Consider the following 22,287-nt stretch of genomic DNA (forward strand, 5'->3'; position numbering starts at 1 on the left):
CCCGATGACCGACGGACCCGCCCGATCTCGAACCGGGCTGCTCGATCACGCGGCGCCGGTCCGCCTCGGGACGCCCGACGCCGCACTGCGCTTCTCCGGCTTCCGTGAGCCGGGCGGACGCCATCTCATCATCGATGGCGCGGAGGCGTTCGAGTTGAGCTTCCCGTGCGGAAGCTGCGCGCTGCTGTTCCGTCGTCTGGGCGAGGGCGCTCGGGCGCTCGCCGCAGACGCACTGCACGATCACCTCGACGAGGGCGTGCCCGCGATCGACGGTCCATCGTTGCGCGACCTCGTGTCGACGTTCCTCCCCGAGGGGGCCTACCTGCCGCTCCTGCTGTCCATCGAGCCCGTCCTCGTCGCACCGGGTGACGATCACGACTACTTCTCGCGGGAGCAGGTCGCGCACCGCGGGATCGACCCCACGCTTGGGGCGCCGGAGGACCCGGCGACCGGCTACTACCGCGGCCCGACCCGGACGACCGGCGAGCACGAGACCCTTTTCGAATTCCTGGTGCCGATGGTGCCGCCCGGTCGGAACGACCGCGAGCGCGTGGCCTCGTACGAGGGACGGCTTCGGACCGGGGGAGCGGCGACCGTGCTCGCGGTCTCCGTGCTGGACCGGACGCAGCCGTTCGACAGCGTCGACGCCCACACGGGTCTCGTCCACTTCGTGCTCGACGGTCACCACAAGTTGCAGGCGGCCGCACGCCTCGGTGTCCCCGTCATGGTCCTGTCGTTCGTCTCGATCGACGCGAGCCTCGCGGACGAGGCGACGGTGACCGGCCTCCCGGAGCTGCTCGCGCGCTGATCACGTCGGGTGCGTGACCGGGTGGATCACGCAGCGCTGGATCCCCCGATCCCTGCGTGACCCACCGGTCGAGGCGGTGAGCGTCGCAAACCCCCGTCGCGAACACGCAGTCCACTGAGGCGTGGACTGCGGCGGCATCACCTCCACCAGTGTGACACGAATAAGTCGTTCGTACCAGTTATCGAGAAGAGGTCGGCTGTGTGAGCTCCGAGCCCCTAGGCTGAGGCCCCGACCGGCCCCACGGTCGACGGATACGGCGCCGATGGATCGGAGCCGGAACACAGGCTGCCCGAGGAGGTCAGGATGCCGGGGACACGGCGAACGCCCACCCAGGAGCGTGGACAGGTGACGCAGGACGCGATCGTCGAGGGCGCCGCGACCGTCTTCGACCGCATCGGCTACGGGAACGCGAGTCTGTCGATGATCGCGGAGGCGTCCGGGATCTCGCAGGGGTCAATGTACTTCCACTTCAAGTCGAAGGAGCAGATCGCCCTCGCGGTCATCCACGAGCAGCACGATCGGTCGATGCCACTGATGGCACGGGTGTCGGAACAGTACGGCGGGGTCCTCGAACGGCTCATCCGGGTTTCGCGCGCCATCGTCGACCAACTCGAGAACGACCCGGTGGTCCGTGCCGGGATCAGACTCACGCTCGATGAGGGTTCGCTGAGCCAACCGGCCGGCGCGTTCTACGAGGAATGGATCTCGGGGACGGCCGCTCAGCTCGACGTCGCGCTGCAAGCCGGGGACTTGGTGAGTTCGATGTCGGCACCGGACCTGGCCCGCACGCTGATCGGGTTCTTCACCGGTGTCCAGCTCACTGCCCAGGCGACGGCCGGACGCTCGGACATCGCGGCGTCGGTGGACCGCATGTGGCGCCTCGCGATCGACGCCATCGTCCCCGAGACGCTGCGGGCAGCGGCGACGCGGGTCCGGGAGGACGCCTTCGGCGCTCCGGGCGATGTGCGCCCGACACGACCCGCCGCATCGATGTAGCGATCCACGCTGGGCGATGGACGGGCGACGACCACGCATCCCGGCGTGACGCGTTCGACTACCGCGTCTGTGGTGGGCCCGGTGGGGCTCGAACCCACGACCCGCGGATTAAAAGTCCGATGCTCTGCCAACTGAGCTACAGGCCCATACGCGCTCTACTCTACGAGATTTCGACGGCACCCGTTGACGCGCGGGTCGGGGCCATAGGGGAGGATCGCGCGCCGGGGCGAGTACCGTTGTCGGGTGCGCGAAGCGCGTCGCAGGGAGGGGCTGGCATGACCGAGGGATTCCATCGTCCGACGAAGCTCCCGCCGTCGATGCTCGAAGCGATCCAGGGCGGGCTCGATCCGGAGGCCGTGTCGAGGATCACCCATGAAACGGCCGTCGCGCTCCTCACCCGGGTGCGGGCGGATCCGGATCCTGCCGTGGTCGATCGCCTCGTGACGTACACGGACGAGCACGGGATCGACGCGATCGCCGAACTCTGGTCGCACGCCAGCCCGCGGAGTCTCCCAGGAGCCCTCTGGCGGATCTACCTCCTGCGCCTGCTCATCAGGCAGGACCCGGTGGGGACGAGCTTCAGCTTCCAGCGGGGCACCGAGCTCATCACCACCGTCGACCCCGTGATCGCCGGCGCGGCCGAGCCGACCGGGCCGGAGGAGATCATCGTCCTCGCCGACCAGATCCTCCGTGGGCTGTACGCCGGCGACTTCGCGATCGCCCTCGAGCGGGCGGCGTCCTTCTGCCGGATCAACGCGGTCGGCTGCACCTCCCTCGCGAACGACCGGGACGCGGTCGACCCTGCCGATGCCGCGAGACTCACCACGAAGGCCGCACGGTTCAGCACCATCGCCGAGGAGCTCGCCGGCTGCGCCCGACTGTGGCGCACCGACTCCCTCGACTGATCGAGGCGCCCTGGTCAAGGCCTTCGACCTGGGAATGTCCACAGGTGATCCCTTGCTACACTGTTCTAGCCGGGCCGCAGTAACCCCGGGCTCCAAAAATCGCCGCTTCGAGCGGCCTTGCGCCGAGAGGCGTTCCTGCGGCCTGGCACTTACTTTGTGCGGAGGTCTGCAGCCGCCTGCCGCCCCGTTCCGTGATGACACCGGAACTGGGGTGTCGAATCGCGTCGATTCCTCCAATCGGATCCCGGGTCGGCACCGAACTCCGTGTATGACCGCCGCACTGTACACGCAGACCCGACCTCGGGTGGGCGTCGCGCAAACCGCCGGTGTCCGTGAGAAGCTAAGACTTGTGACCACGGGATCGGAAGCCGACGCTGCACCGCAGGTGTCTTTGGCGAACGTGCTCGACGCGCTCCTCATCCGCGTGGCCGGCGGCGACCAGAACGCGTTCAGCGAGCTGTACGACCACATCGCGCCGCGGGTCCTCGGACTCGTCAAGCGGGTGCTCGTCGACCACGCGCAGTCCGAAGAGGTCACCCAGGAGGTGTTCCTCGAGGTCTGGCAGAACGCCCAGAAGTTCGAGGCGGGCAAAGGCACAGCCACGACCTGGGTGCTCACCATGGCCCACCGTCGTGCGATCGACCGCGTGCGGGCCTCACAGGCCGGACGTGACCGCGACCTCAAGATCGGCATCCGCGACTTCGACGAGCGTGTCGACAACGTGCAGGAGACGGTCGAGATCCGGATCGAGCACGAACGCGTCAAGCGGGCCTTCGTCCGGTTGAGCGAGCTGCAACGCGAAGCTGTTTCGCTCGCCTACTACGGCGGCTACAGTCACAGCGAGATCTCGAACCTGCTCGGCGTGCCGATCGGTACGGTGAAGACCAGGTTGCGAGACGGAATGATCAGACTTCGAGACGAGTTGGGGGTGCGTACATGACCGAGCGAGACGATGCAACAGACCTGGCAGCCGGAAACGCGCTGCACACCCTGACCCCGCGCGAGCAGGAGCGGTTCGACCGCCTGCACGCCGAACACGAGTCCGTCCGCGAGGAAGCGGCGGAATTCGAGGAGACCGTCGCCATGCTCGACCTCGCAGCACCTCCCGTGCAGCCGTCGGCAGCGCTCAAGAACTCGCTCATGGCCGCGATCCAGAACCTGCCGCAGCTGCCCGCTGACGCCCCCGTCGACGCTCCTGTCGCCGAGGTACAGGCGCTTCCGACCGTGGTTCCAGACGTCGACGAGACGCTGGTGTCGACACCGATCGCCACGCCGGCCCCAGCAGCAGCGACCACCCCGGCAGCCCCGGTGGCCGGTGCAGCGGAGCGCAAGGCCGCCTCACGGTGGCGTCGCAGCGCCGTCGGCATGGTCGTCGGCGCCGCAGCAGCGGTCGGCCTCATCTTCGGCGGTGTCGGACTCGCGAACACCTTCGGTGGCGGATCCCTCACCCAGACGGTCGCGCTCGCGGAGATCAACGCGGCGTCCGACGTCCAGCGCGCGAAGGTGTCCATGGACGATGCGACGGCGACCCTCGTCTGGTCGGGTGAGCTCGGCAAGTCCGCCCTGCTCGTCGACGGACTCGGCTCCCTGCCGTCAGACAAGGTCTACGAACTCTGGTACATCGGCGAGGGAGGCCCGGTCTCGGCTGGCACCTTCTCGGCAGCCAACGGCACCACCTGGCGGGTCCTCGACGGCGCCATGAGCGCGGGCGACAAGGTCGGCGTGACGGTCGAGCCGCAGGGTGGCTCCAAGCAGCCCACCACCGACCCGATCATGGTCATCGAGACGGCGTAGTCCGTCCCCTCCGGTCCTGAGCCTGTCGACGGGCTCTCGGACTCTGCTGCAGACGACGACAGCCCCGCCCGGGATTCCCGGGCGGGGCTGTCGTGATGCCGGCGTCAGATCAACCGAAGCGACCCGAGACGTAGTCCTCGGTCGCCTGGACGGACGGCTTCGAGAACATCGTCGTGGTGTCGTCGTACTCGATGAGCTTGCCCGGCTTGCCGGTGCCCGCGATGTTGAAGAACGCGGTCTTGTCGCTGACGCGGCTCGCTTGCTGCATGTTGTGCGTCACGATCACGATCGTGTACTCCTGCTTGAGTTCCTCGATGAGGTCTTCGATGGCGAGCGTGGAGATCGGGTCGAGGGCCGAGCAGGGCTCGTCCATCAGCACGACGTCGGGGGAGACGGCGATGGCGCGGGCGATGCAGAGACGCTGCTGCTGACCACCGGAGAGGCCGGAGCCCGGCTTGTCGAGGCGGTCCTTCACCTCGTTCCAGAGGTTGGCGCCCTGGAGCGAACGCTCGACGAGCGCGTCCTGGTCGGACTTCGACATCTTCCGGTTGTTGAGCTTGACGCCCGCGAGGACGTTCTCCTTGATGCTCATCGTCGGGAACGGGTTCGGGCGCTGGAAGACCATGCCGACCTGACGGCGGACGAGGACCGGGTCGACGCCCGGGCCGTAGAGGTTGTTGCCGTCGATGAGGACCTCGCCCTCGACGCGTGCGCCGGGGATGACCTCGTGCATGCGGTTCAGCGTGCGGAGGAAGGTGGACTTGCCGCAGCCGGAAGGGCCGATGAAGGCGGTGACCGTGCGGGGCTGGATCTGGAGGGAGACGCCCTCGACAGCCATGAAGCTGCCGTAGAAGACGTTGAGGTCGTTGACTTCGATGCTCTTGGACACGGGGTTCCTTTGCTCGCGGCCTAGCGGCCGAACTTGGGGGCGAAGATCTTGGCGATGAGTCGGGCGATGAGGTTCAGCGCCATGACGATGAGGATGAGGACGAGGGCGCCGGTCCAGGCGCGGTCCACGTAGGCGGCCCCGTCGGTGCCCTGGTTCGCGTATTGGGTGTACACGAAGACGGGGAGGGTCATCATCGGGCCGTCGAACAGGTTGTAGTTCATGCTCTGGGTGAAGCCGGCGATGATCAGGAGGGGCGCGGTCTCACCGATGACGCGGGCGACGGCGAGCGTCACGCCGGTGATGATGCCGGCGATCGAGGTGGGGAGGACGATCTTGAGGATGGTCAGCCACTTCGGCACACCGAGGGCGTAGGAAGCCTCACGCAGCTCGTTCGGCACGAGCTTCAGCATCTCCTCGCTGGAGCGGACCACGACGGGGATCATGAGCAGCGACAGAGCGATGGCACCGCCGATGCCGAGCCGGACGCCCGGGCCGAAGAAGATCGCCAGCAGGGCGAACGCGAACAGTCCCGCGACGATGGACGGGATACCGGTCATCACGTCGACCAGGAAGGTGATGCCCTGGGAGAGCTTGCCGCGACCGTACTCGACGAGGTAGATCGCCGTCAGGATCCCGATCGGGATGGAGATGACCGACGTGGCCAGGGTGATGAGGAGCGTTCCGGTGATGGCGTGCAGTGCACCACCGCCCTCACCGACGACGTTCCGCATCGACAGGGAGAAGAACTCGATGTCGAAGCGGGCGGCGCCGGCCGAGATCACCGTGATGGCGACCGAGACGAGCGGCAGGAGGGCGACGACGAAGGCCGCGGTCACCAGGGTGGTGAGCAGGCGGTCCTTGGCCTTCCGGCGTCCCTCCACCATGAGCGACGAGACGTAGACCGTCACCGCGTAGAGCGCGGCACCGAGCACGACGGCTCCGGGGACGTTGTAGCTCTTGTCGGTCGTCGACTGCTGCAGCAGCAGGAAGATGACGCCGCTGACGATGAGGCTGCCCGCGAGGATCGTGAGCGGCGCGAACTTCGGCAGCTTGCCCGCGGTGAGCGAGTTGGAGAACGGCGTGGCGATGGACGCCTGGCGGCGGTCGGTCGTGGCGGTCATCAGTTCGCTCCCGAGAATTCTTTACGACGGTTGACGATGAGTCTGGCGATGAAGTTCACCACGAAGGTGATGATGAACAGGATCAGGCCGGTGGCGATGAGCTTGTTCACGTCGATGCCGAAGGACTCGGGGAAGTTGAGGGCGATGTTCGCCGCGATGGTGTTCGGGTTGCTCGAGGTGAGCAGGAAGAACGAGTAGACGGCGGCGGGGGAGAGCACGAGCGCGACGGCCATCGTCTCGCCGAGCGCTCGTCCGAGGCCGAGCATGGAGGCGGACACGATGCCCGGGCGTCCGAACGGCAGGACCGCCATCTGGATCATCTCCCAGCGCGTGGCGCCGAGCGCGAGTGCGGCCTCCTCGTGGAGCTTCGGGGTCTGGAGGAAGATCTCCCTGGAGATGGCTGTGATGATCGGGATGATCATGACCGCGAGCACGAGGGCGACGGTGAGGATCGTGCGACCGGTGCCGGACACCGTGCCGCCGAAGAGCGGGATCCAGCCGAGGTTCTCGGACAGCCAGGCGAAGAAGGGCTGGACGAACGGCGCGAGGACGAGCGCGCCCCAGAGGCCGTAGACGACCGAGGGCACGGCGGCCAGGAGGTCGATGACGTAGCCGAGGGCGACCGCGAGCCGGCGCGGCGCGTAGTGGGTGATGAAGAGGGCGATCCCGAGCGAGAGCGGCACGGCGATCGCGAGGGCGAGGATGGCCGCCCAGATGGTGCCGAAGACGAACGGGCCGACGTAGGCCCAGAAGCTCGTCGGAGCACCGGTGAACGACGAGGAGTCGGCCGTGAGGGCCGGGAACGCCTGGACGATGAGGAAGATCGCGACCGCCGCCAGGATGACGAGGATGAGCGATCCGGAGACGACGGAGAGCGTCGAGAAGACGCGGTCGCCGACTCGTTGCTTGGCTTTGGGTCTCGCAGCTAGGGCCTCGACAGCCATGGGTTCCCGTTCTCTCGATGCGATGGTGGTGCCCCTCGACAGACTCGGGGAGCGGGTACTGCGGGTGTTCAGCGCTGGTGACGCAGGTCGAGCGTGCCGGGCAGGACCCGGCACGCTCGACCGTTGGATTACTTGATGGACGCGATCGCGTCCTGGACCTTCTTGGCGAGGTCTGCGGAGAGCGGCGCAGCACCGGCCGACTTCGCAGCCTCTTCCTGGCCAGCGTCGCTGGCGATGTAACCGGCGTAGGCCTTGACGAGGTCGGCGACCTTCGGGTCGGCGTACTCCTGGCAAGCGATGAGGTAGCTCACGAGCACGATCGGGTAGTGGGTCGCGTCCGTGGTCTCGCGGTCGAGCTTGATCGCGATGTCGTTCGCCTCGCGGCCTTCGACGAGCGGCGAGCCCTCGACGACGGCGGCAGCACCCTCGGCGCTGTACTCGACGAACTCCTCGCCGACCTTGATCTTCGCGACACCGAGGTCGCCGGCCTTCGATGCGTCGGCGTAGCCGATGGTGCCGGTGCCACCCTTGACGGTGTCGACGACGCCGGAGGTGCCCTTGGCGCCCTCACCCGACTGGAACGGGAAGGTGTCGGCCGGCTCAGCGGTCCAGACGTCCGGAGCGTTCTTGTTCAGGTAGTCGGCGAAGTTCTTCGTCGTTCCCGAGTCGTCCGAGCGGTGGACGGCGGTGATGGGGGTCGAGGGGAGCTTGGCCTCGGGGTTCAGTGCGACGATCGCCGGGTCGTCCCAGCTGGTGATCTGACCGGCGAAGATCTTCGCGATGGTCGCTGCGTCGAGGTTGAGCTCGTCGACGCCCTCGACGTTGAAGATGACCGCGATCGGGGAGATGTAGACGGGGAGGTCGATCGCCTTGGTGTCGGCTGCACATGCGGCGAAGGTGCTCGAGAGCTCTTCGTCGGAGAGAGCCGAGTCCGAACCGGCGAACTGCACGCCGCCGGCGATGAACGCCTTGCGGCCGGCGCCGGAGCCGTCGGGGGAGTAGTTGATGGTGACGTCCGGGTTGGCCGTCTGGAAGGCGGCGACCCAGGCTTCCTGGGCGCTGCCCTGCGACGAAGCGCCGCTACCGGCCAGGCTGCCCTTGAGGTCGCTGGCGGCTGCGCTCGTGGCGGTGGCGCCGCCTTCGTTGGCCGCACAGGAGGTCAGTGCGACGGCTGCGACTGCTGCTACGACCGCGACGCGGCCGAAACGTGAGAACTTCACAGGGATGTCCATTCATTGGTGTGGGTGCGAGCCGGTGCTGGCTCGTCAGTGACGCTAACCACGTGGCATGACGAGCATCCCCCGTGATGGTAAACAACGGGTGAACGGATATCGACGGCTTCATGGCGGCTGACGTGGCGACGCCACGAATGCACCACGAACGGCCCCTGTTCAGGGGGTTCACGCGGATGGGTCAGACGCGCGGTTCGTGCGTTTCGATCGCGATGATGCCGGAGCTCGGGTTCGTCCGGGAGAGGTGCACGATGGAGAACGCCCCGGTCTCGAGTGCGGCGGCACTCCCGAGGTAGGAGCCTCGGGTGGACCCGGTGGCGAGCGCGATCTCGTGCAGGATCTCGGGGAGCACCGGCCCGTGGCTGCAGAGGATCGCCGTCTTGAGCGCCCGGACGCGGCGGCCGACGACCCGGCGGACGTCCGATTCGCCCCGCTCGTAGGCGTCCTGGCTGATGAGGTCGGAGCGTTTCGGCTCGATGCCCGCGGCCGCGGCGATCGGGCTGACGGTGCTGACGCAACGCACGGCCGTGCTCGTCACGATCTTGCGAGGGCCGAAGGCGAGCAGGGTCGGGACGTTCCCTGCGGCCTGCTTGACGCCGCGTGGTGCCAGCGGCCTGGTCGCGTCCTCGCCGGACCATTCGGAGGGCGACGTGGCCTTCCCATGGCGCATCGCGATGAGGGCGAAGGTCGCGGTGACGCCCTCGTCGACCAGTGCGGCGAAGGCGTCGAGGATCTCCACGTCGCGCTCGTAGCTGAGGTAGCTCCGTGCCCGCTTGATGGTCACCCATTCCAGGGCGGCGACCTCGCCGTTCGGGATGAACGTGCTCTCGCGGACGGCCTGGTCGGTGACCTCGGCGGACCAGTAGTGGACGATCTTCTCGCGACCGCTCGACAAGGGGTACGTGGAGACACCGAGCGGCACACCGAGGTGGACGCTCAGGCCGGTCTCCTCCTTGATCTCCCGCACGGCCGTCTGCGCAAGCGTCTCTCCGGGATCGACCTTGCCCTTGGGGATGGTGACGTCGCCGTACACCGTGCGGTGGATGACGAGGAGGTGGACCTTGCCGTCGATGAGACGCCAGCACACGGCACCGGCTGCGTAGATTGCCGTCGTCGTCATAGTCACTGCCTCGTCGTGTCGTGGTGCTCGGGTGGGTCGCGGTGCGAAGTCGTCAGCGACGGTTCCTCGGCCGGCGGCGGGCCGCGGTCTCGAGCATGAGGGAGTCTTGCAGATCCGTGAGCGGTCGTCCGTCAGCGTCGACCGCGTGGCGCGTCCAGACGCCGTCGGCGTCGAGCCACCACGACGACGTCTGCTCGTCGAGGGCCTGCTCGAACATCGCGGCGGTCGCCTCGAGGTGCTTCGGGTCGGTGAGCCTGACGAGCGCCTCGACGCGGCGGTCGAGGTTGCGGTGCATCATGTCGGCGCTGCCGATGAACACGTGCGGGTCGCCGTCGTTGTGGAACGAGAAGATGCGGGAGTGCTCGAGGTACCGCCCGAGGATGGAGCGCACGCGGATCGTCTCGCTCATCCCCGGCTGGCCGGGCTTCAGCGCGCAGATCCCGCGAACCCACAGGTCGACCGGGACCCCCGCCTGGCTGGCCCGGTAGAGCGCGTCGATGATCGACTCGTCCACCATCGAGTTGACCTTGATGCGGATGCCGGAGGGCTTGCCCTCCTCGGCGTTCGTGCGCTCCTGCTCGATGTGCTTGAGGAGGCCCTTGCGCAGGTGGCGCGGCGCGACCAGGAGTCGCTTGAACTTCTTCTCGATCGCGTACCCGGACAGCTCGTTGAAGAGGCGGGTGAGGTCTTTGCCGACCTGGTCGTCGGCCGTGAACAGACCGAGGTCCTCGTAGATGCGGCTCGTCTTCGGGTTGTAGTTGCCCGTGCCGATGTGGCTGTAGTGGCGCAGGACGCCGCGCTCCTGCCGCACGACGAGCGCGAGCTTGCAGTGCGTCTTCAACCCGACGAGCCCGTAGACGACGTGGACGCCGGCCTTCTCGAGCTTCCTGGCCCAGGAGATGTTGTTCTGCTCGTCGAACCGGGCCTTGATCTCGACCAGCGCCAGGACCTGCTTGCCGGCCTCCGCCGCGTCGATGAGTGCTTCGACGATGGGGCTGTCGCCCGAGGTCCGGTACAGGGTCTGCTTGATCGCGAGCACGTGCGGGTCGGCGGCGGCCTGCTCGATGAACGCCTGCACGCTCGTGGCGAAGGACTCGTACGGGTGGTGGACCAGGACGTCCTCACGGGCGATCGACCGGAAGAGGTCGGGCTTGCCGTTGGGCTCGTCCGGCTGGAACTGCAGCGCCGTGGTCGGCACGCGTTTCGGGTACTGGAGGTCCGGGCGGTCGATGCCGGCGAGGCTGAAGAGGCCGCCGAGGTCGAGCGGCGACGGCAGGCGGTAGACCTCCTGCTCGGTGATGTCGAGTTCGCGGACGAGGAGTCCGAGCGTGACGTCGTCCATGTCGTCGGTGATCTCGAGCCGGATGGGCGGCCCGAACCGGCGGCGCAGCAGCTCCTTCTCGAGGGCCTGGATGAGGTTCTCGGTCTCGTCCTCCTCGATCACCATGTCCTCGTTGCGCGTGACGCGGAAGACGTGGTGGTCGACGATCTCCATGCCGGGGAAGAGATGGCCGAGGTGGTTGGCGATGACCTCCTCGAGGGCGATGTAGCGCACGCTGGGAGCGGTGTCCAGCGACGCGGAACGGCGTTCCGCCGGACCGACGCGGACGAAGCGCGGCATCATCTGCGGGACCTTGAGCCGGGCGAACTCCTCGCGACCGGTGCGGGTGTTCCGGACTCGGACCGCGAGGTTCAACGAGAGGCCGGAGATGTAGGGGAACGGGTGGGCCGGGTCGACCGCGAGCGGCATGAGCACCGGGAAGACCTGGTTGCTGAAGTATTCGCTGAGGTACTCGCGGTCGGCTGCGTCGAGTGAGTCCCAGGTGACGACCGTGACGCCGCGTTCGGCGAGGTCGGGACGGACGAGGTCGTGCCAGGCGCGGGCGTGCCGTTCCTGCAGGACGTGGGCCTGCTGGGAGATCTCGGACAGGACGTCGGCCGGAGCGTTGCCGACGTTGGTCGGGACAGCCAGGCCCGTGAGGATGCGGCGCTTCAGGCCGGCGACCCGCACCATGAAGAACTCGTCGAGGTTCGAGGCGAAGATCGCGAGGAAGTTGGCGCGTTCGAGGACGGGCAGCGCCGGGTCTTCGGCGAGCTCGAGGACGCGCTGGTTGAAGGCGAGCCAGCTGAGTTCGCGGTCGAGGTAGCGGTGTTCGGGCAGCGCGGGATCGTTCCGCTCGAAGGCGGGGTCGAAGTCCTCTTCGTCTCCATCGAGGCCGACATCGAGCACGGTTGGGTCTGCTGGCATGTCTTCATCATGACACCGTGGCGGGGGTGGTCGCGACGACTGCGGTGAACACTGTGTAAATGCCGCAGCGCCGCGCCGCTGTGGAGGGGATCAGGCGTCGGTTCTCGCGTACTGCACGTCGATGGTGTGGTCGGTGAATCCGAGTGAGCGGTACAGCGACACCGCAGGGAGGTTGTCGGCTTCGACGTAGAGCGTGACCGCCTCGACGCGTCGATCCCGCAGTCGGGCCAGGCCGGCCTCCATCAGGAGTCGCCCGAGCCCTCGGCCACTGGCCGCAGGGTGCACGCCAACCGCGTAGACCTCGCCGACCGTGTCCTCGACCTTCAACCAGATGAACCCGAGGAGGTCGCCGTCGGAGCCTCGTACGAGCAGGAAGTCGTCGGCGTCGAACCAGGACTCGGCCTCCCGGGCGCGGAGATCGTCGAGGGTCATGCGTCCCTGCTCGGGGTGGTCGGCGAAGGCGAGCGCGTTGACCTCGAGCCACTCCGCCTCGTCGACTCCCGGCCGGAACGTGCCGACCGTGACATCCGCGTGCCCTGCGGTGGCCGGTCGTGCGCGGCTCGCCGGTGCCTTGGTCAGGCGGAGCTGCAGCAGCGTCCTGACCGGCGAGAAGCCGAACTCCTGTGCGAGCACCCGGGAGGCGGGGTGGTCGCCGTGTGCCCAGATGCGCACCTGCGGGGGACAGTTGGCGAGGACGCCGCGCAGTGCGGCGCGACCGTAGCCGTGACCCCGCCACTCGGGCTCGACGACGAACTCGAGTTCGCCATGGCCCAGGACGGCCGCACCCACGACGGCGAAGTCGTCGGGGTCGACCGGCGGGTCCTGCGGTTCGACGGCGAGGATCAGCGTCCGTGCGCCGGACGCGGCGTCGATGAGCGACTGGTCGCTGAACGGCGGCTGGCCGTCGACGAGCGACGCCGTGCGCACGACGCGCTCGAGCGCATCCCGGGTGCGGGCGTCGTCGACGTTACGAACCGACAGCGTCAGCCGGGGCATGATCGTCCTCGTAGACGTTGAAGCGGTAGCCGACGTTGCGCACGGTGCCGATGAGCTGCTCGAGGTCGCCGAGCTTGGCGCGCAATCGGCGGACGTGGACGTCGACGGTTCGCGTGCCGCCGAAGTAGTCGTAGCCCCACACCTCGCTCAGCAGCTGCTCGCGCGTGAACACGCGGGAGGGGTGGGTCGCGAAGAAGCGGAGCAGCTCGAACTCCTTGAAGGTGAGGTCGAGTGGCTTGCCGTGGACCTTCGCGGAGTAACTGGCCTCGTCGATGACGACACCCGACGCCTGGATCTTGCTCGCCGAGTGCTCCTGGGAGGCGCGGCCGATCGCCAGCCGGATCCGTGCGTCGACCTCGGCCGGCCCGGCGGATTCGAGGATGACGTCGTTCACGCCCCAGTCGGCGCTGACGGCGGTGAGGCCGCCCTCGGTCAGGATGAGGAGGAGTGGGACCGACAGTCCGGACGCACCGAGGATCTTGCAGAGCGACTTGGCACTCGCGAGGTCCTGGCGGGCGTCGACGAGGACGAGGTCCGAACTCGGAGCGTTCACGAGTTGTGCGGGGTCGGCTGGGATCTGCCGGGTGCGGTGGCTCAGGAGTCCGAGGGATGGGAGGACCTCGGTGCCGACCATGGAGGTCAAGACCAAAATTTGCGCCACGCGCATCCTCCCGACTGAGTTTGGAACCATATTAGGCGAACGACCGCACCCCACGTCGCACCGGGCGCCCGCTGGTGGTCCGATGGCGTCCGCTCTGTGACAATGGGTCCGTGAGCGAAACCACTCTCTCCCCACGGCTGCGCTGGATCAGTGTCGTCTCCATCTGGGCGCTCGCGCTCGTCGGCGTCGTCGTGTCCGGCTTGCTTTGGAGCCCGGGGGAGACCTTCTTTGGGCTGTCGGCGACGCTCGGCCTCTGTACCCTGGCCGCGTTCTCGGCACAGCTGTTGACGCGACAGAAGGTGGGATTCGTCGATCGGATGTCGACGAGCGTCACCGGCGCCGTGCTCATCCTCGCCATCGGCGGTGCCGTGTATGGCCTCATCGCCCTGGCCTCGGGTTAGACTTTCCCTATGCTGCTCGCTCTCGAAATCTTCTTCATCGGCTTGCTCGTCCTCGCCAGCCTCGCCATCGCGTTCACCGCGGTGGTCGTGCTGAAGAACCTGTACCGCGGTCAGCGCTAGTCCGGGTCCCTCGATGATCGAGATCCCGAGCGGCCTGCCGAGCGAACTGGTCCCGCTGTCGTGGCTCATCGGCGTCTGGGAGGGCACCGGCGTCATCGACTACCAGGTCGGCGACGAGACCGTGACCCGCGAGTTCGGTCAGCGCGTGAGCTTCAGCCACGACGGCCTGCCGTACTTGAACTACAACTCCTACACCTGGCTCCTGCCCGAGCAGCCCCCGCGCGACGCCGAGGGGGCCTCGTCCACGGACGAGGACGCCCTGTCGGACGACACCGCTGCGGACGTCGCGCCTGAGGGAGCCTCGGCGGACGAGCCCGGTGTGCCCGAGCCGCTCGTCACCGAGACGGGTTACTGGCGCCTCGAACGCCCGCTGATCGAGGGCGACCCAGGCCCGGGCATGCTCCCAGGGCAGGGCCCCCGCCCGTTCGGCACCGCGCAATCGGTCGAGACCCTGCGCACGTCGACCGGCGCCTTCCCGTTGCAGGTCTCGATCGTCCACCCGAACGGTGTGAGCGAGCTCTACCTCGGCCAGATCGACGGCCCGCGGATCGACCTCGCGACCGACGCCGTCGTCCGGACCGCTGGAGCCAAGGAGTACGCCGCCGCGACCCGCCTGTACGGTCTCGTCGAGAACCACCTGCTCTGGGCCTGGGACATCGCCGCCCTGGGACAGGACCTCCGGACGCACGCCTCGGCGCGCCTGGCCAAAGCCGACTGACGTGACCATTCCCAACGGAGCGGTCACACCGGAAACGATTCCGGGCTCGCCCTTCCTCACGCTGCCGGGTGCCGTCGAACAGGCGGACGCCGTCGACCACGGCGTCCCCTCCCATTACGGCAGCCCGAACATCGAGCAGCGCCTCATCGCCGGCGGCAAGGCGATCGTCGACCTGTCGAACCGTGGCATCGTGACGGTCACCGGCCCCGATCGGCTGAGCTGGCTCAACTCCATCACGAGCCAGGAGCTGCGGTCGCTGTCGGCCGGCATCTCGACGGAGACCCTCTTCCTCGACCAGAGCGGCCGGATCGAGCACGCGGTCAAGCTGCTCGACGACGGCACGACCACGTGGCTCGTCACTGAAGCCGACGATGCTGCGCCCCTCCACGCCTGGCTCGACCGGATGCGGTTCATGCTGCGCGTCGAGGTGGCCGTCGCGACCGAGCAGTACGCCGTGATCGGTGCGGCGGCGGGTCTCGCGGTCGAGGCCGCCCAGCCGAACGGCATGCCGCTCGTCTGGAACGATCCGTGGTCCGAGGTCGCGGTCGGCGGGCATCAGTACGCGACGGGTGAGCACCCGGGTGCAGCGTGGACGTGGACCGAGACGATCGTCGCGCGCGAGCAGCTCGAGTCGCTCGTGCAGCAGGTCCGTGCCGGGACGTTCTCCGCCGCGGGTTCGCTGGCCGCCGAGGCCCTGCGGATCGCCGCCTGGCGCCCGCGGTTGCAGTCCGAGGTCGACGAGCGGAGTATCCCGCACGAGCTCGACTGGCTGCGCTCGGCCGTCCACCTGAACAAGGGCTGCTATCGCGGTCAGGAGACGGTCGCCAAGGTGCACAACCTCGGGCACCCGCCGCGTCGCCTCGTCATGCTCCTCCTCGACGGCTCCGATGCGGTCCTGCCACCGGCCGGTTCGAACGTGGTGCTCGTCGGCGACGACGCGGCCCGGAAACCCGTCGGACGCATCACCTCGAGCGGGATCCACCACGAGTTGGGTCCGGTGGCGTTGGCGATCGTCAAGCGCTCCGCTGATCCGGCGGCCGTGCTGACGGTGGAGGCCGACGGCATCGACGTCGCGGCGTCGCAGGAGATCGTCGTGCCGGCGGATGCCGGGGCCACGGCGAACGTGCCGCGGCTGCCGCGACTCGGCGCCGTCCGGCGCTGACCGCGGTGGGGAGCGACGACGCCTCGGACCGGGGGGTACGAGTCGACCGCTGGACCGCTGCGGTTCGTCGCCGCATCGCACTCGGCGACGCCTGGCATCGTCTCGTCGGATCCGTTCCGGCGGTGCTGCAGGTCAGCATCACGGCGATCGGTGCCTACGCGTTCGCGCACTACGTCCTCGGCCATGCCGTACCACTCCTCGCCTTGACCGTCACGATCTCGAGTCTCGGGTTCGTTCGCGACGCCCGCCCGATCCGGGTCCTCGAGACGGCGGTGGGCATGAGCGTGGGGATCGCGCTGGCCGAGATCCTGCTCCTCGGCTTCGGTCAGGGGACGTGGCAACTCGCGGTCGCGCTCGTGCTCACATTGCTCGTGGCCCGGTTCCTGTCGCCGGCGGCATCGTTCGCGATCGCGGCGGCGGTGCAGTCCGTCCTCGTCATGCTCCTGCCCGTGCCTGACGGCGGCCCGTTCGTGCGCACCCTCGACGGACTGATCGGCGGGGTCTTCGCCCTGCTCGCGACCGCGCTCATCCCACGCGACCCACGCCGGAGCGCTCGCCGGGACGGACAGCGGCTCATCGACGAACACGTCCGGACCCTCGCCTCGCTCGTCGCCGCCCTCCGTCTCGGAGACCTGGAGGAGGCGGACCGCGCGCTCGCACGGGCGAGGGCCACCCAGCCGGCCCTGGACGCGTGGCGCGGAACCCTCGACTCAGGGCTCGCCATCGCGCGCATCTCGCCGTTCCTCCGCAAGGCGGTGTTCGACCTCGAACGGCAGCGGACCATGCTCGACGGCATGGACCTCGCAACCCGCAACCTCCGGGTGATCGCCCGGCGCATCGACTACGTGTCGCGCGACGCCACGAGCCGCCCCGAGCTCGCCGACCTGCTCGCACGCACCTCCGTCGCGCTCGGCATCCTGTCGCAATCGATCGGCGACATCGCCCAGCAGCCGGTCGCGAGGCAGTCCCTGCTGGAGATCGCCAAGCACCTCGAGCCGGTCGCCGTCCTCCCCGACGCCTCGGTCTCCGAGCAGGCGCTCGTGCTCGTGCTCCGGCCGTACCTCGTCGACCTGCTCACGGCCACGGGCCTGCCAACGGCCGACGCCCAGGCGGCGCTGCCCTCGCTCTGACGGCAGCGCTCCCCGGCACTCAGTCCGTCGAGGAAGGGCCCGGGGCGACAGCCGACCACGGCACCGTCAGCTCGCCGAGGCGCCAGCGGCTGCGGCCGGCCAGCACCGGCCACCCATTGTCCCGGAGCGTCCGGACGGTCGCCAACCAGCGCTGGACCGGGCTGTAGACCGCCAGGGGTGCATGCGTGCGCCACGCGCGGTCGAGGTCCGTCATCAGGGCGTGAACGCGTTCTCCCGGGACGTTGTGGTGGATCAGCGCCTTCGGCAGTCGCTCGGCCACGATGGACGGCAGCTCGAGGTCGGCGAGCCGCAGACTGATCGAGAACGACTCAGCACGCCCCTGGTCGTCGACCGCGATCCAGCTGGACACCCGTCCGATCTCGTCGCACGTCCCCTCGACGAGTATTCCGCCGGGCTGCAGCCGCGACGCCATGAGCCGCCAGGCCCCCGCGACCTCGGTTTCGTCGTACTGCCGGAGCACGTTGAACGCCCGGATCACCGTGGGACGGTCGTCGCCGGTCGGCACCTCGAACCCGCCGCGCGCGAACGAGACCGCAGCCGTCGGCGTGAACCGGGTCGTGCCGGCGCGTACCTGCTGCAGCTGCGCGTCAGCGGTGCGGACGCGCCCCGGCTCGATCTCGAATCCGATGACCCGTACGTCGGGTCGGACGGCGAGCAGTCGGTCGTGCAGTTCCAACGCCGTGACGCCGCTCGCGCCGTAGCCGAGGTCCACCACCAACGGGTTCGTCGTCCGTCTGAGTGAGGGGTGGGTCGCGATCCAGCGGTCCACCCGCCGGAGCCGGTTCGTACCCGTGGTCCCGCGGGTGATCGATCCGACGGGCATGGACCCATTCTCCCTCACGGAGCGGTGTCATCGTCCACCTCGCGGTCATGCGCCGTCGGTATGCTGGGGACATGCCTGAGACTTACACCCTCGTCCTGCTGCGCCACGGCAACAGCGACTGGAATCAGAAGAACCTGTTCACCGGTTGGGTCGACGTCCGACTCAGCGAACTCGGCGTCACGGAGGCCAAGCGTGCGGGCGAGCTGCTCGCCGACTCCGGCATCACCCCGGACGTGCTGTACACCTCGGTGCTCTCCCGCGCGATCCAGACGGCGAACCTCGCCCTCGAGACCGCCGACCGCATGTGGATCCCGGTCAAGCGAAGCTGGCGCCTCAACGAGCGTCACTACGGCGCGCTGCAGGGCAAGGACAAGGCGCAGACGCTCGCCGAGTACGGTCCGGAGCAGTTCCAGACCTGGCGTCGTTCCTTCGACGTGCCGCCGCCGCCGATCGACGATGACAACGAGTGGTCGCAGGCCGATGACCCCCGGTATGTCGGGATCGACGGAGAACTGCCCCGCACCGAGTGCCTGAAGGACGTCATCGACCGGATGTTGCCCTACTGGGAGTCCGACATCACGGTCGACCTGGCCGCAGGCAAGACCGTCCTCGTGACGGCGCACGGCAACTCGCTCCGCGCACTCGTGAAGCACCTCGACGACATCTCGGACGACGAGATCGCCGAGCTGAACATCCCCACCGGCATCCCGCTCGTCTACGAGCTCGACGCGGACTTCCGTCCGGTCGCCCCGGCCCGGTACCTCGATCCCGAGGCCGCAGCAGCAGGCGCCGCCGCCGTCGCGGCGCAGGGGAAGAAGTAGCGGAAACCCCACCAAACCACCACCCCGGTCGGGAGCGCGGCGTGGCGACATCGTCGCCGAAAGTGCTCCTGGCCGGGGTTTTCCATGTCGAAAAAAGGGGTTGAACCGCTTCGGGGTTGGGCGTACAGTGACTGCACTGTAACCCGATTGGGGGGATACGCATGGAGCAGTCGACCGACGGCACCGGTTTCCCCCTGTGGCGCGCCCTGGCGCTCGGTGGTTTCGCCGCCGCGGCGTTCACGGCGGTGGCCCTCTTCGGGTCCCCGTCCTCCGCGCACGCCGACGACGGCGCCACCGATCCGTCGCTCCTGGGCGCGGTGACCGAGGTCGTCGGTTCGCTCGAACAACCCGTCACTGCTGTCGCCGAGGTCGTCGACGTCGTCGACACCACTGTGCTCGAACCGGTGGTCGACGTCGTCGACGAGACCGTCGCGGCGGTACCGGTGGTGAACGACGTGGTCGAAGAGACCGTTGGCGCGGCACCGGTCGCCGCGATCGTCGATCCGGTCGTGCAAACGGTCGACCAGACGTTGACCGGCGTGGCCGACGTCGTCGCCGCGGTCCCGGTCCCCAGTACGCCGATCATCGATCCAGTCGTCCCAGTGCTTCCGCAGCGCCCGGCAGCGGACGTGTCGGCCACTGACTCGACCGCCGGCGGCGCGATCCTCCCGGCCACCGTCCTCGGACCGCCGTCCGTCCAGCAGGGCGACTCGACGACCGTGTCGGGCGGCCAGGATCGCGAAGACACGTCGTTCACCACGGCCGTGCCCGCCGCCGTCGTCGGATCGTCCAGCTTCCCCGCCACCCCTGCGAACCTTCCCCTGCTGCCCGACGCCGACGGCCGCTGGGCCGTCACGCCGAGTGGCTCCGGGTCCTCCGGCTCCGGTGGTGCCGTCGGCGGCCCCGCAGCGGCCGAACAGTCGATCTCCGTCATCCTCCCTGCGCCCGGCGACGCCCGTCGCGGACCCGCGCGGAACGACGACCTCCCGGCTTCACCCACGTTCCCCTCCGATACCTCTCCTGACTGACCCCGGACCACTCTGCCGTTCGCGGCGGAGACCCGCCCACTGGGCGGTTCAACGGTCCGAAGCCTCCCGACCTCGGGAGCACATCAGTCACTCTGCAAGGAGCAGGAATCATGAATTCGTATGTCAAGAAAGGCCTCTACTGTGGCCTGTTCGTCGCGGGACTCACGTTCCTCGGCGCTACGGCGGCCAACGCCGACACGTCCGGGGACGACAGCATCCTCGGCGGAACCCTCGTCGACGTGGTCCTCGAGGCCCCCGTCGAGATCGTCGACACCGCGGTGAGCGTCGTCGGCGACTCGTCGGCGACGTCCGCACCGGAGGCGGCACCGGCGCCTGAGTCGGCGCCCGCGCCTGAGCCGGCACCCGCGCCCGCACCGGAGCCGGCGCCAGCACCAGCACCAGCACCGGAGCCTGCACCGGTACCCGAGCCCGCGCCGGCCGCCGCCACCACCAGTGGTGACGACAGTGTCGCGGGTGGGAACCAGGTTCAGCTGCCCGTCTCCATCCCGGTGACGGTCGAGGACAACGCGATCTCGATCATCGGCGATGCCGAGCAGTCTGGTGCGACGTCCGGACCGGCGGCGGGGGAGTCCGCCTCGCCGGTCACCGACGAGGCCACCACGTCCGGTGACGACAGCGTCGCCGGTGGGAACCAGGTGTCGCCGGTGGTGACCGTTCCGGTCACGGTCGGTGGGAACGCCGTCTCGCTGTTCGGTGATTCGAGCAGTGAGCAGGCGGGTGCGCCTGCCACGTCGGGTGGTGCGGCTGTTCCGGCAGCGTCGTCGACGACGACCGGTGACGACAGTGTCGCCGGTGGGAACCAGGTGTCGCCGGCGGTGACCGTTCCGGTCACGGTCGGTGGGAACGCCGTCTCGCTGTTCGGTGATTCGAGCAGTGAGCAGGCGAGTGCGCCTGCCACGTCGGGTGGTGCGGCTGTTCCGGCAGCGTCGTCGACGACGACCGGTGACGACAGCGTCGCCGGTGGCAACCAGGTCGTCGGCGACGTCGGGCTCCCGATCTCCGTGGTCGGCAACGCCGTCAGCGTGATCGGCGACTCCGAGTCGACGGGCACCTCGGCCTCCGCTCCGGCATCGTCCGGCAACGGCCCGTCGATCACCGGTGGTGACGACAGCCTCGGCGGTGGGAACCAGATCGACCTCGGCCTTGAGCTGCCGATCACGATCGGCGGCAACGCGATCTCCGTGATCGGAGACAGCGAGACCGCAGGTCCCGGGACGACCGATCCGACCACTCCGGTCGACCCGACGGACCCGACCGACCCGACGGACCCCACCACCCCGGTGACGCCCGTCGTGCCGACGGTCCCCGCCACGGTGATCACCACCACGACGGCGGCGTCCGCGACCGGCTCGAACACGACGGCCTCGGCCGCGCGTTCAGCTGAGCCGACGCTCGCCGACACCGGCAGCGCCGCAGGTCAGCTCCTGCCGCTCGCCGGCCTCGCCACGGCCCTCGGTCTCCTGCTCCTGGCAGGCGGCGCGATCACCCGTCGTCGGATGAGCTAGTCCCGCACGAACGGACGAGCGGTGCCGACCCGGTCTCGGGTCGACGCCGCTCGTCGGGGTGTCCGGGATCAGCTGGTCAGTGGTGCACCGGCGTGGTCGCCTCGGGGATCCAGTCGCCCGTCGCGAGGTACTGGACCTTCTTGGCGATGGAGACGGCGTGGTCGGCGAAGCGCTCGTGGTACCGCGAGGCCAGGGTGGCGTCGACGGTCGCGACGGGCTCACCCTTCCAGGTGTCGCCGAGGACCTTCTCGAAGACGCTGGCGTGCAGCTCGTCGACGTCGTCGTCGTCGTTGCGGATCTCGTCGGCGATGCGCGGGTCCTGGGTGCGCAGCAGCTCCGTCAGTTTGCGGGCGATCGAGACGTCGAGTCGACCCATCTCGGCGAAGGTGGTCCGCAGGCCCTTGGGCACAGCCTTGTCGGGGAAGCGGTACCGCGACAGCTGGGCGATGTGCTCGGCCATGTCGCCCATCCGCTCGAGCGACGCGCTGATGCGCAGCGCGCTCACGACGATGCGCAGGTCGCGTGCGACCGGCTGCTGACGGGCGAGGATGTCGATGGCGAGCTCGTCGAGTTCGATCGCGAGCTGGTCGATGCGGTTGTCGTTGGCGATGACCTCTTCAGCGACCGCGACGTCCGAGTTGCCGAAGGACTGCGTCGCCTTCTCGATGGAGATCGTGACGAGTTCGGCGATCTCGACCAGGCGATCCTGGACCTCTCGCAGTGACTGCTGGAATACCTCGCGCATGGCTCTGGGTGCCGTCCTTCCGTGACCTGGCGGTGGGCAGGCAGATGCCCGCTCCGCCGATGATGCCGAACCAAGGTT

22 protein-coding genes and 1 tRNA gene are annotated in these 22,287 nt (G+C 68.7%); 12 read left to right on the plus strand and 11 right to left on the minus strand.

Translation table 11 applies throughout. From position 1 onward, the window contains the following. Nucleotides 1-4 precede the first annotated feature (4 nt). A complete protein-coding gene (locus tag B9Y95_RS01240) occupies nucleotides 5-808 on the plus strand; it encodes a ParB N-terminal domain-containing protein (RefSeq protein ID WP_085510309.1) in 804 nt (267 codons plus the stop codon). Nucleotides 809-1,111: 303 nt separating this feature from the next. Next, nucleotides 1,112-1,804: a ScbR family autoregulator-binding transcription factor gene (locus B9Y95_RS01245; RefSeq protein WP_085510310.1), complete on the plus strand. Its 693-nt coding sequence runs from the start codon at nucleotides 1,112-1,114 to the stop codon at nucleotides 1,802-1,804. A gap of 70 nt (nucleotides 1,805-1,874) precedes the next feature. Here B9Y95_RS01245 and B9Y95_RS01250 read toward each other — a convergent pair. Beyond that, nucleotides 1,875-1,950, minus strand: a tRNA-Lys gene (locus tag B9Y95_RS01250). Nucleotides 1,951-2,079: 129 nt separating this feature from the next. Here B9Y95_RS01250 and B9Y95_RS01255 point away from each other — a divergent pair. From B9Y95_RS01255 to B9Y95_RS01265, 3 genes are all read left to right on the plus strand, one after another. Next, complete coding sequence (locus B9Y95_RS01255; RefSeq protein ID WP_085510311.1) at nucleotides 2,080-2,709, plus strand: DNA-directed RNA polymerase subunit beta; 630 nt, start codon at nucleotides 2,080-2,082, stop codon at nucleotides 2,707-2,709. Between the two features lie 349 nt (nucleotides 2,710-3,058). After that, entirely contained in the window at nucleotides 3,059-3,649 is a 591-nt protein-coding gene (gene sigK, locus B9Y95_RS01260; protein ID WP_234993928.1) for an ECF RNA polymerase sigma factor SigK, read from the plus strand. After that, on the plus strand, nucleotides 3,646-4,503 hold the full coding sequence (locus B9Y95_RS01265) for an anti-sigma factor (protein ID WP_085510313.1): 858 nt from the start codon (nucleotides 3,646-3,648) through the stop codon (nucleotides 4,501-4,503). Before sigK ends, B9Y95_RS01265 begins: the two co-directional genes overlap by 4 nt. Nucleotides 4,504-4,612: 109 nt before the next feature. On the opposite strand, the gene pstB is transcribed toward B9Y95_RS01265, so the two are convergent. The 8 genes from pstB to B9Y95_RS01305 all read right to left on the minus strand — a co-directional run bounded on the left by pstB (nucleotide 4,613) and on the right by B9Y95_RS01305 (nucleotide 13,714). Next, nucleotides 4,613-5,392: a phosphate ABC transporter ATP-binding protein PstB gene (gene pstB, locus B9Y95_RS01270; protein WP_056007815.1), complete on the minus strand. Its 780-nt coding sequence runs from the start codon at nucleotides 5,390-5,392 to the stop codon at nucleotides 4,613-4,615. Between the two features lie 20 nt (nucleotides 5,393-5,412). Beyond that, nucleotides 5,413-6,513: a phosphate ABC transporter permease PstA gene (gene pstA, locus B9Y95_RS01275; protein ID WP_085510314.1), complete on the minus strand. Its 1,101-nt coding sequence runs from the start codon at nucleotides 6,511-6,513 to the stop codon at nucleotides 5,413-5,415. Further along, a complete protein-coding gene (gene pstC, locus B9Y95_RS01280; protein WP_079705344.1) occupies nucleotides 6,513-7,457 on the minus strand; it encodes a phosphate ABC transporter permease subunit PstC in 945 nt (314 codons plus the stop codon). Before pstC ends, pstA begins: the two co-directional genes overlap by 1 nt. Before the next feature lie 128 nt (nucleotides 7,458-7,585). Beyond that, nucleotides 7,586-8,677 carry a phosphate ABC transporter substrate-binding protein PstS gene (gene pstS / locus B9Y95_RS01285; protein WP_085511019.1) on the minus strand — a complete coding sequence of 364 codons (1,092 nt, stop codon included), beginning with the start codon at nucleotides 8,675-8,677 and terminating at the stop codon, nucleotides 7,586-7,588. A gap of 193 nt (nucleotides 8,678-8,870) precedes the next feature. Next, nucleotides 8,871-9,809, minus strand: coding sequence for an NUDIX hydrolase (locus B9Y95_RS01290; protein WP_085510315.1), 939 nt, complete (start codon nucleotides 9,807-9,809; stop codon nucleotides 8,871-8,873). 52 nt (nucleotides 9,810-9,861) lie between these two features. Next, nucleotides 9,862-12,057, minus strand: coding sequence for an RNA degradosome polyphosphate kinase (locus tag B9Y95_RS01295; protein WP_079705346.1), 2,196 nt, complete (start codon nucleotides 12,055-12,057; stop codon nucleotides 9,862-9,864). Nucleotides 12,058-12,147: 90 nt separating this feature from the next. After that, nucleotides 12,148-13,053: a mycothiol synthase gene (gene mshD / locus B9Y95_RS01300; RefSeq protein WP_085510316.1), complete on the minus strand. Its 906-nt coding sequence runs from the start codon at nucleotides 13,051-13,053 to the stop codon at nucleotides 12,148-12,150. Beyond that, nucleotides 13,025-13,714 (minus strand): response regulator transcription factor, encoded by a 690-nt coding sequence (locus B9Y95_RS01305; RefSeq protein ID WP_175116223.1) that lies wholly within the window; start codon nucleotides 13,712-13,714, stop codon nucleotides 13,025-13,027. Before B9Y95_RS01305 ends, mshD begins: the two co-directional genes overlap by 29 nt. Nucleotides 13,715-13,824: 110 nt before the next feature. Between B9Y95_RS01305 and B9Y95_RS01310 the strand changes: the two genes are divergently transcribed. The 4 genes from B9Y95_RS01310 (at nucleotide 13,825) to B9Y95_RS01325 (ending at nucleotide 17,245) form a co-directional block, all read left to right on the plus strand. Continuing rightward, on the plus strand, nucleotides 13,825-14,115 hold the full coding sequence (locus tag B9Y95_RS01310) for a hypothetical protein (protein WP_064296602.1): 291 nt from the start codon (nucleotides 13,825-13,827) through the stop codon (nucleotides 14,113-14,115). A gap of 133 nt (nucleotides 14,116-14,248) precedes the next feature. Beyond that, nucleotides 14,249-14,953, plus strand: coding sequence for a heme-binding beta-barrel domain-containing protein (locus B9Y95_RS01315; protein WP_085510318.1), 705 nt, complete (start codon nucleotides 14,249-14,251; stop codon nucleotides 14,951-14,953). A 1-nt stretch (nucleotide 14,954) separates the two neighbouring features. After that, on the plus strand, nucleotides 14,955-16,115 hold the full coding sequence (gene ygfZ / locus B9Y95_RS01320; RefSeq protein ID WP_412458810.1) for a CAF17-like 4Fe-4S cluster assembly/insertion protein YgfZ: 1,161 nt from the start codon (nucleotides 14,955-14,957) through the stop codon (nucleotides 16,113-16,115). 122 nt (nucleotides 16,116-16,237) lie between these two features. After that, the gene (locus B9Y95_RS01325) at nucleotides 16,238-17,245 is read left to right on the plus strand and encodes an FUSC family protein (RefSeq protein WP_234993929.1); all 1,008 of its coding nucleotides are present in this window, start codon (nucleotides 16,238-16,240) and stop codon (nucleotides 17,243-17,245) included. Nucleotides 17,246-17,264: 19 nt separating this feature from the next. Here B9Y95_RS01325 and B9Y95_RS01330 read toward each other — a convergent pair whose 3' ends face one another. Then, nucleotides 17,265-18,089 carry a class I SAM-dependent methyltransferase gene (locus tag B9Y95_RS01330; RefSeq protein WP_085510320.1) on the minus strand — a complete coding sequence of 275 codons (825 nt, stop codon included), beginning with the start codon at nucleotides 18,087-18,089 and terminating at the stop codon, nucleotides 17,265-17,267. Nucleotides 18,090-18,160: 71 nt separating this feature from the next. Here B9Y95_RS01330 and B9Y95_RS01335 point away from each other — a divergent pair, with 71 nt between their 5' ends. From B9Y95_RS01335 to B9Y95_RS20820, 3 genes are all read left to right on the plus strand, one after another. Beyond that, on the plus strand, nucleotides 18,161-18,910 hold the full coding sequence (locus B9Y95_RS01335) for a phosphoglyceromutase (RefSeq protein WP_079705352.1): 750 nt from the start codon (nucleotides 18,161-18,163) through the stop codon (nucleotides 18,908-18,910). A 161-nt stretch (nucleotides 18,911-19,071) separates the two neighbouring features. Beyond that, nucleotides 19,072-19,938 carry a hypothetical protein gene (locus B9Y95_RS01340; protein ID WP_085510321.1) on the plus strand — a complete coding sequence of 289 codons (867 nt, stop codon included), beginning with the start codon at nucleotides 19,072-19,074 and terminating at the stop codon, nucleotides 19,936-19,938. Between the two features lie 110 nt (nucleotides 19,939-20,048). Then, nucleotides 20,049-21,464 (plus strand): chaplin family protein, encoded by a 1,416-nt coding sequence (locus B9Y95_RS20820; RefSeq protein WP_170169554.1) that lies wholly within the window; start codon nucleotides 20,049-20,051, stop codon nucleotides 21,462-21,464. Nucleotides 21,465-21,540: 76 nt separating this feature from the next. On the opposite strand, the gene phoU is transcribed toward B9Y95_RS20820, so the two are convergent. After that, nucleotides 21,541-22,209, minus strand: a complete 669-nt coding sequence (gene phoU / locus B9Y95_RS01355; RefSeq protein ID WP_064296372.1) for a phosphate signaling complex protein PhoU — start codon at nucleotides 22,207-22,209, stop codon at nucleotides 21,541-21,543. Between the last annotated feature and the right edge of the window lie 78 nt (nucleotides 22,210-22,287).

Origin of the sequence: Plantibacter flavus (genome assembly GCF_900177615.1) — a bacterium.
GTDB classification, from domain to species: domain Bacteria; phylum Actinomycetota; class Actinomycetes; order Actinomycetales; family Microbacteriaceae; genus Plantibacter; species Plantibacter flavus.

Bases quoted from the DNA above. Each gene is read 5' to 3' on its own strand.
- B9Y95_RS01240 (WP_085510309.1), top strand. From the start codon at position 5: ATGACCGACGGACCCGCCCGATCTCGAACCGGGCTGCTCGATCACGCG.
- B9Y95_RS01245 (WP_085510310.1), top strand. From the start codon at position 1,112: ATGCCGGGGACACGGCGAACGCCCACCCAGGAGCGTGGACAGGTGACG.
- B9Y95_RS01255 (WP_085510311.1), top strand. From the start codon at position 2,080: ATGACCGAGGGATTCCATCGTCCGACGAAGCTCCCGCCGTCGATGCTC.
- B9Y95_RS01265 (WP_085510313.1), top strand. From the start codon at position 3,646: ATGACCGAGCGAGACGATGCAACAGACCTGGCAGCCGGAAACGCGCTG.
- pstA (WP_085510314.1), bottom strand. From the start codon at position 6,513: ATGACCGCCACGACCGACCGCCGCCAGGCGTCCATCGCCACGCCGTTC.
- pstC (WP_079705344.1), bottom strand. From the start codon at position 7,457: ATGGCTGTCGAGGCCCTAGCTGCGAGACCCAAAGCCAAGCAACGAGTC.
- B9Y95_RS01290 (WP_085510315.1), bottom strand. From the start codon at position 9,809: ATGACGACGACGGCAATCTACGCAGCCGGTGCCGTGTGCTGGCGTCTC.
- B9Y95_RS01295 (WP_079705346.1), bottom strand. From the start codon at position 12,057: ATGCCAGCAGACCCAACCGTGCTCGATGTCGGCCTCGATGGAGACGAA.
- mshD (WP_085510316.1), bottom strand. From the start codon at position 13,053: ATGCCCCGGCTGACGCTGTCGGTTCGTAACGTCGACGACGCCCGCACC.
- B9Y95_RS01315 (WP_085510318.1), top strand. From the start codon at position 14,249: ATGATCGAGATCCCGAGCGGCCTGCCGAGCGAACTGGTCCCGCTGTCG.
- B9Y95_RS01330 (WP_085510320.1), bottom strand. From the start codon at position 18,089: ATGCCCGTCGGATCGATCACCCGCGGGACCACGGGTACGAACCGGCTC.
- B9Y95_RS01335 (WP_079705352.1), top strand. From the start codon at position 18,161: ATGCCTGAGACTTACACCCTCGTCCTGCTGCGCCACGGCAACAGCGAC.
- B9Y95_RS01340 (WP_085510321.1), top strand. From the start codon at position 19,072: ATGGAGCAGTCGACCGACGGCACCGGTTTCCCCCTGTGGCGCGCCCTG.
- B9Y95_RS20820 (WP_170169554.1), top strand. From the start codon at position 20,049: ATGAATTCGTATGTCAAGAAAGGCCTCTACTGTGGCCTGTTCGTCGCG.
- phoU (WP_064296372.1), bottom strand. From the start codon at position 22,209: ATGCGCGAGGTATTCCAGCAGTCACTGCGAGAGGTCCAGGATCGCCTG.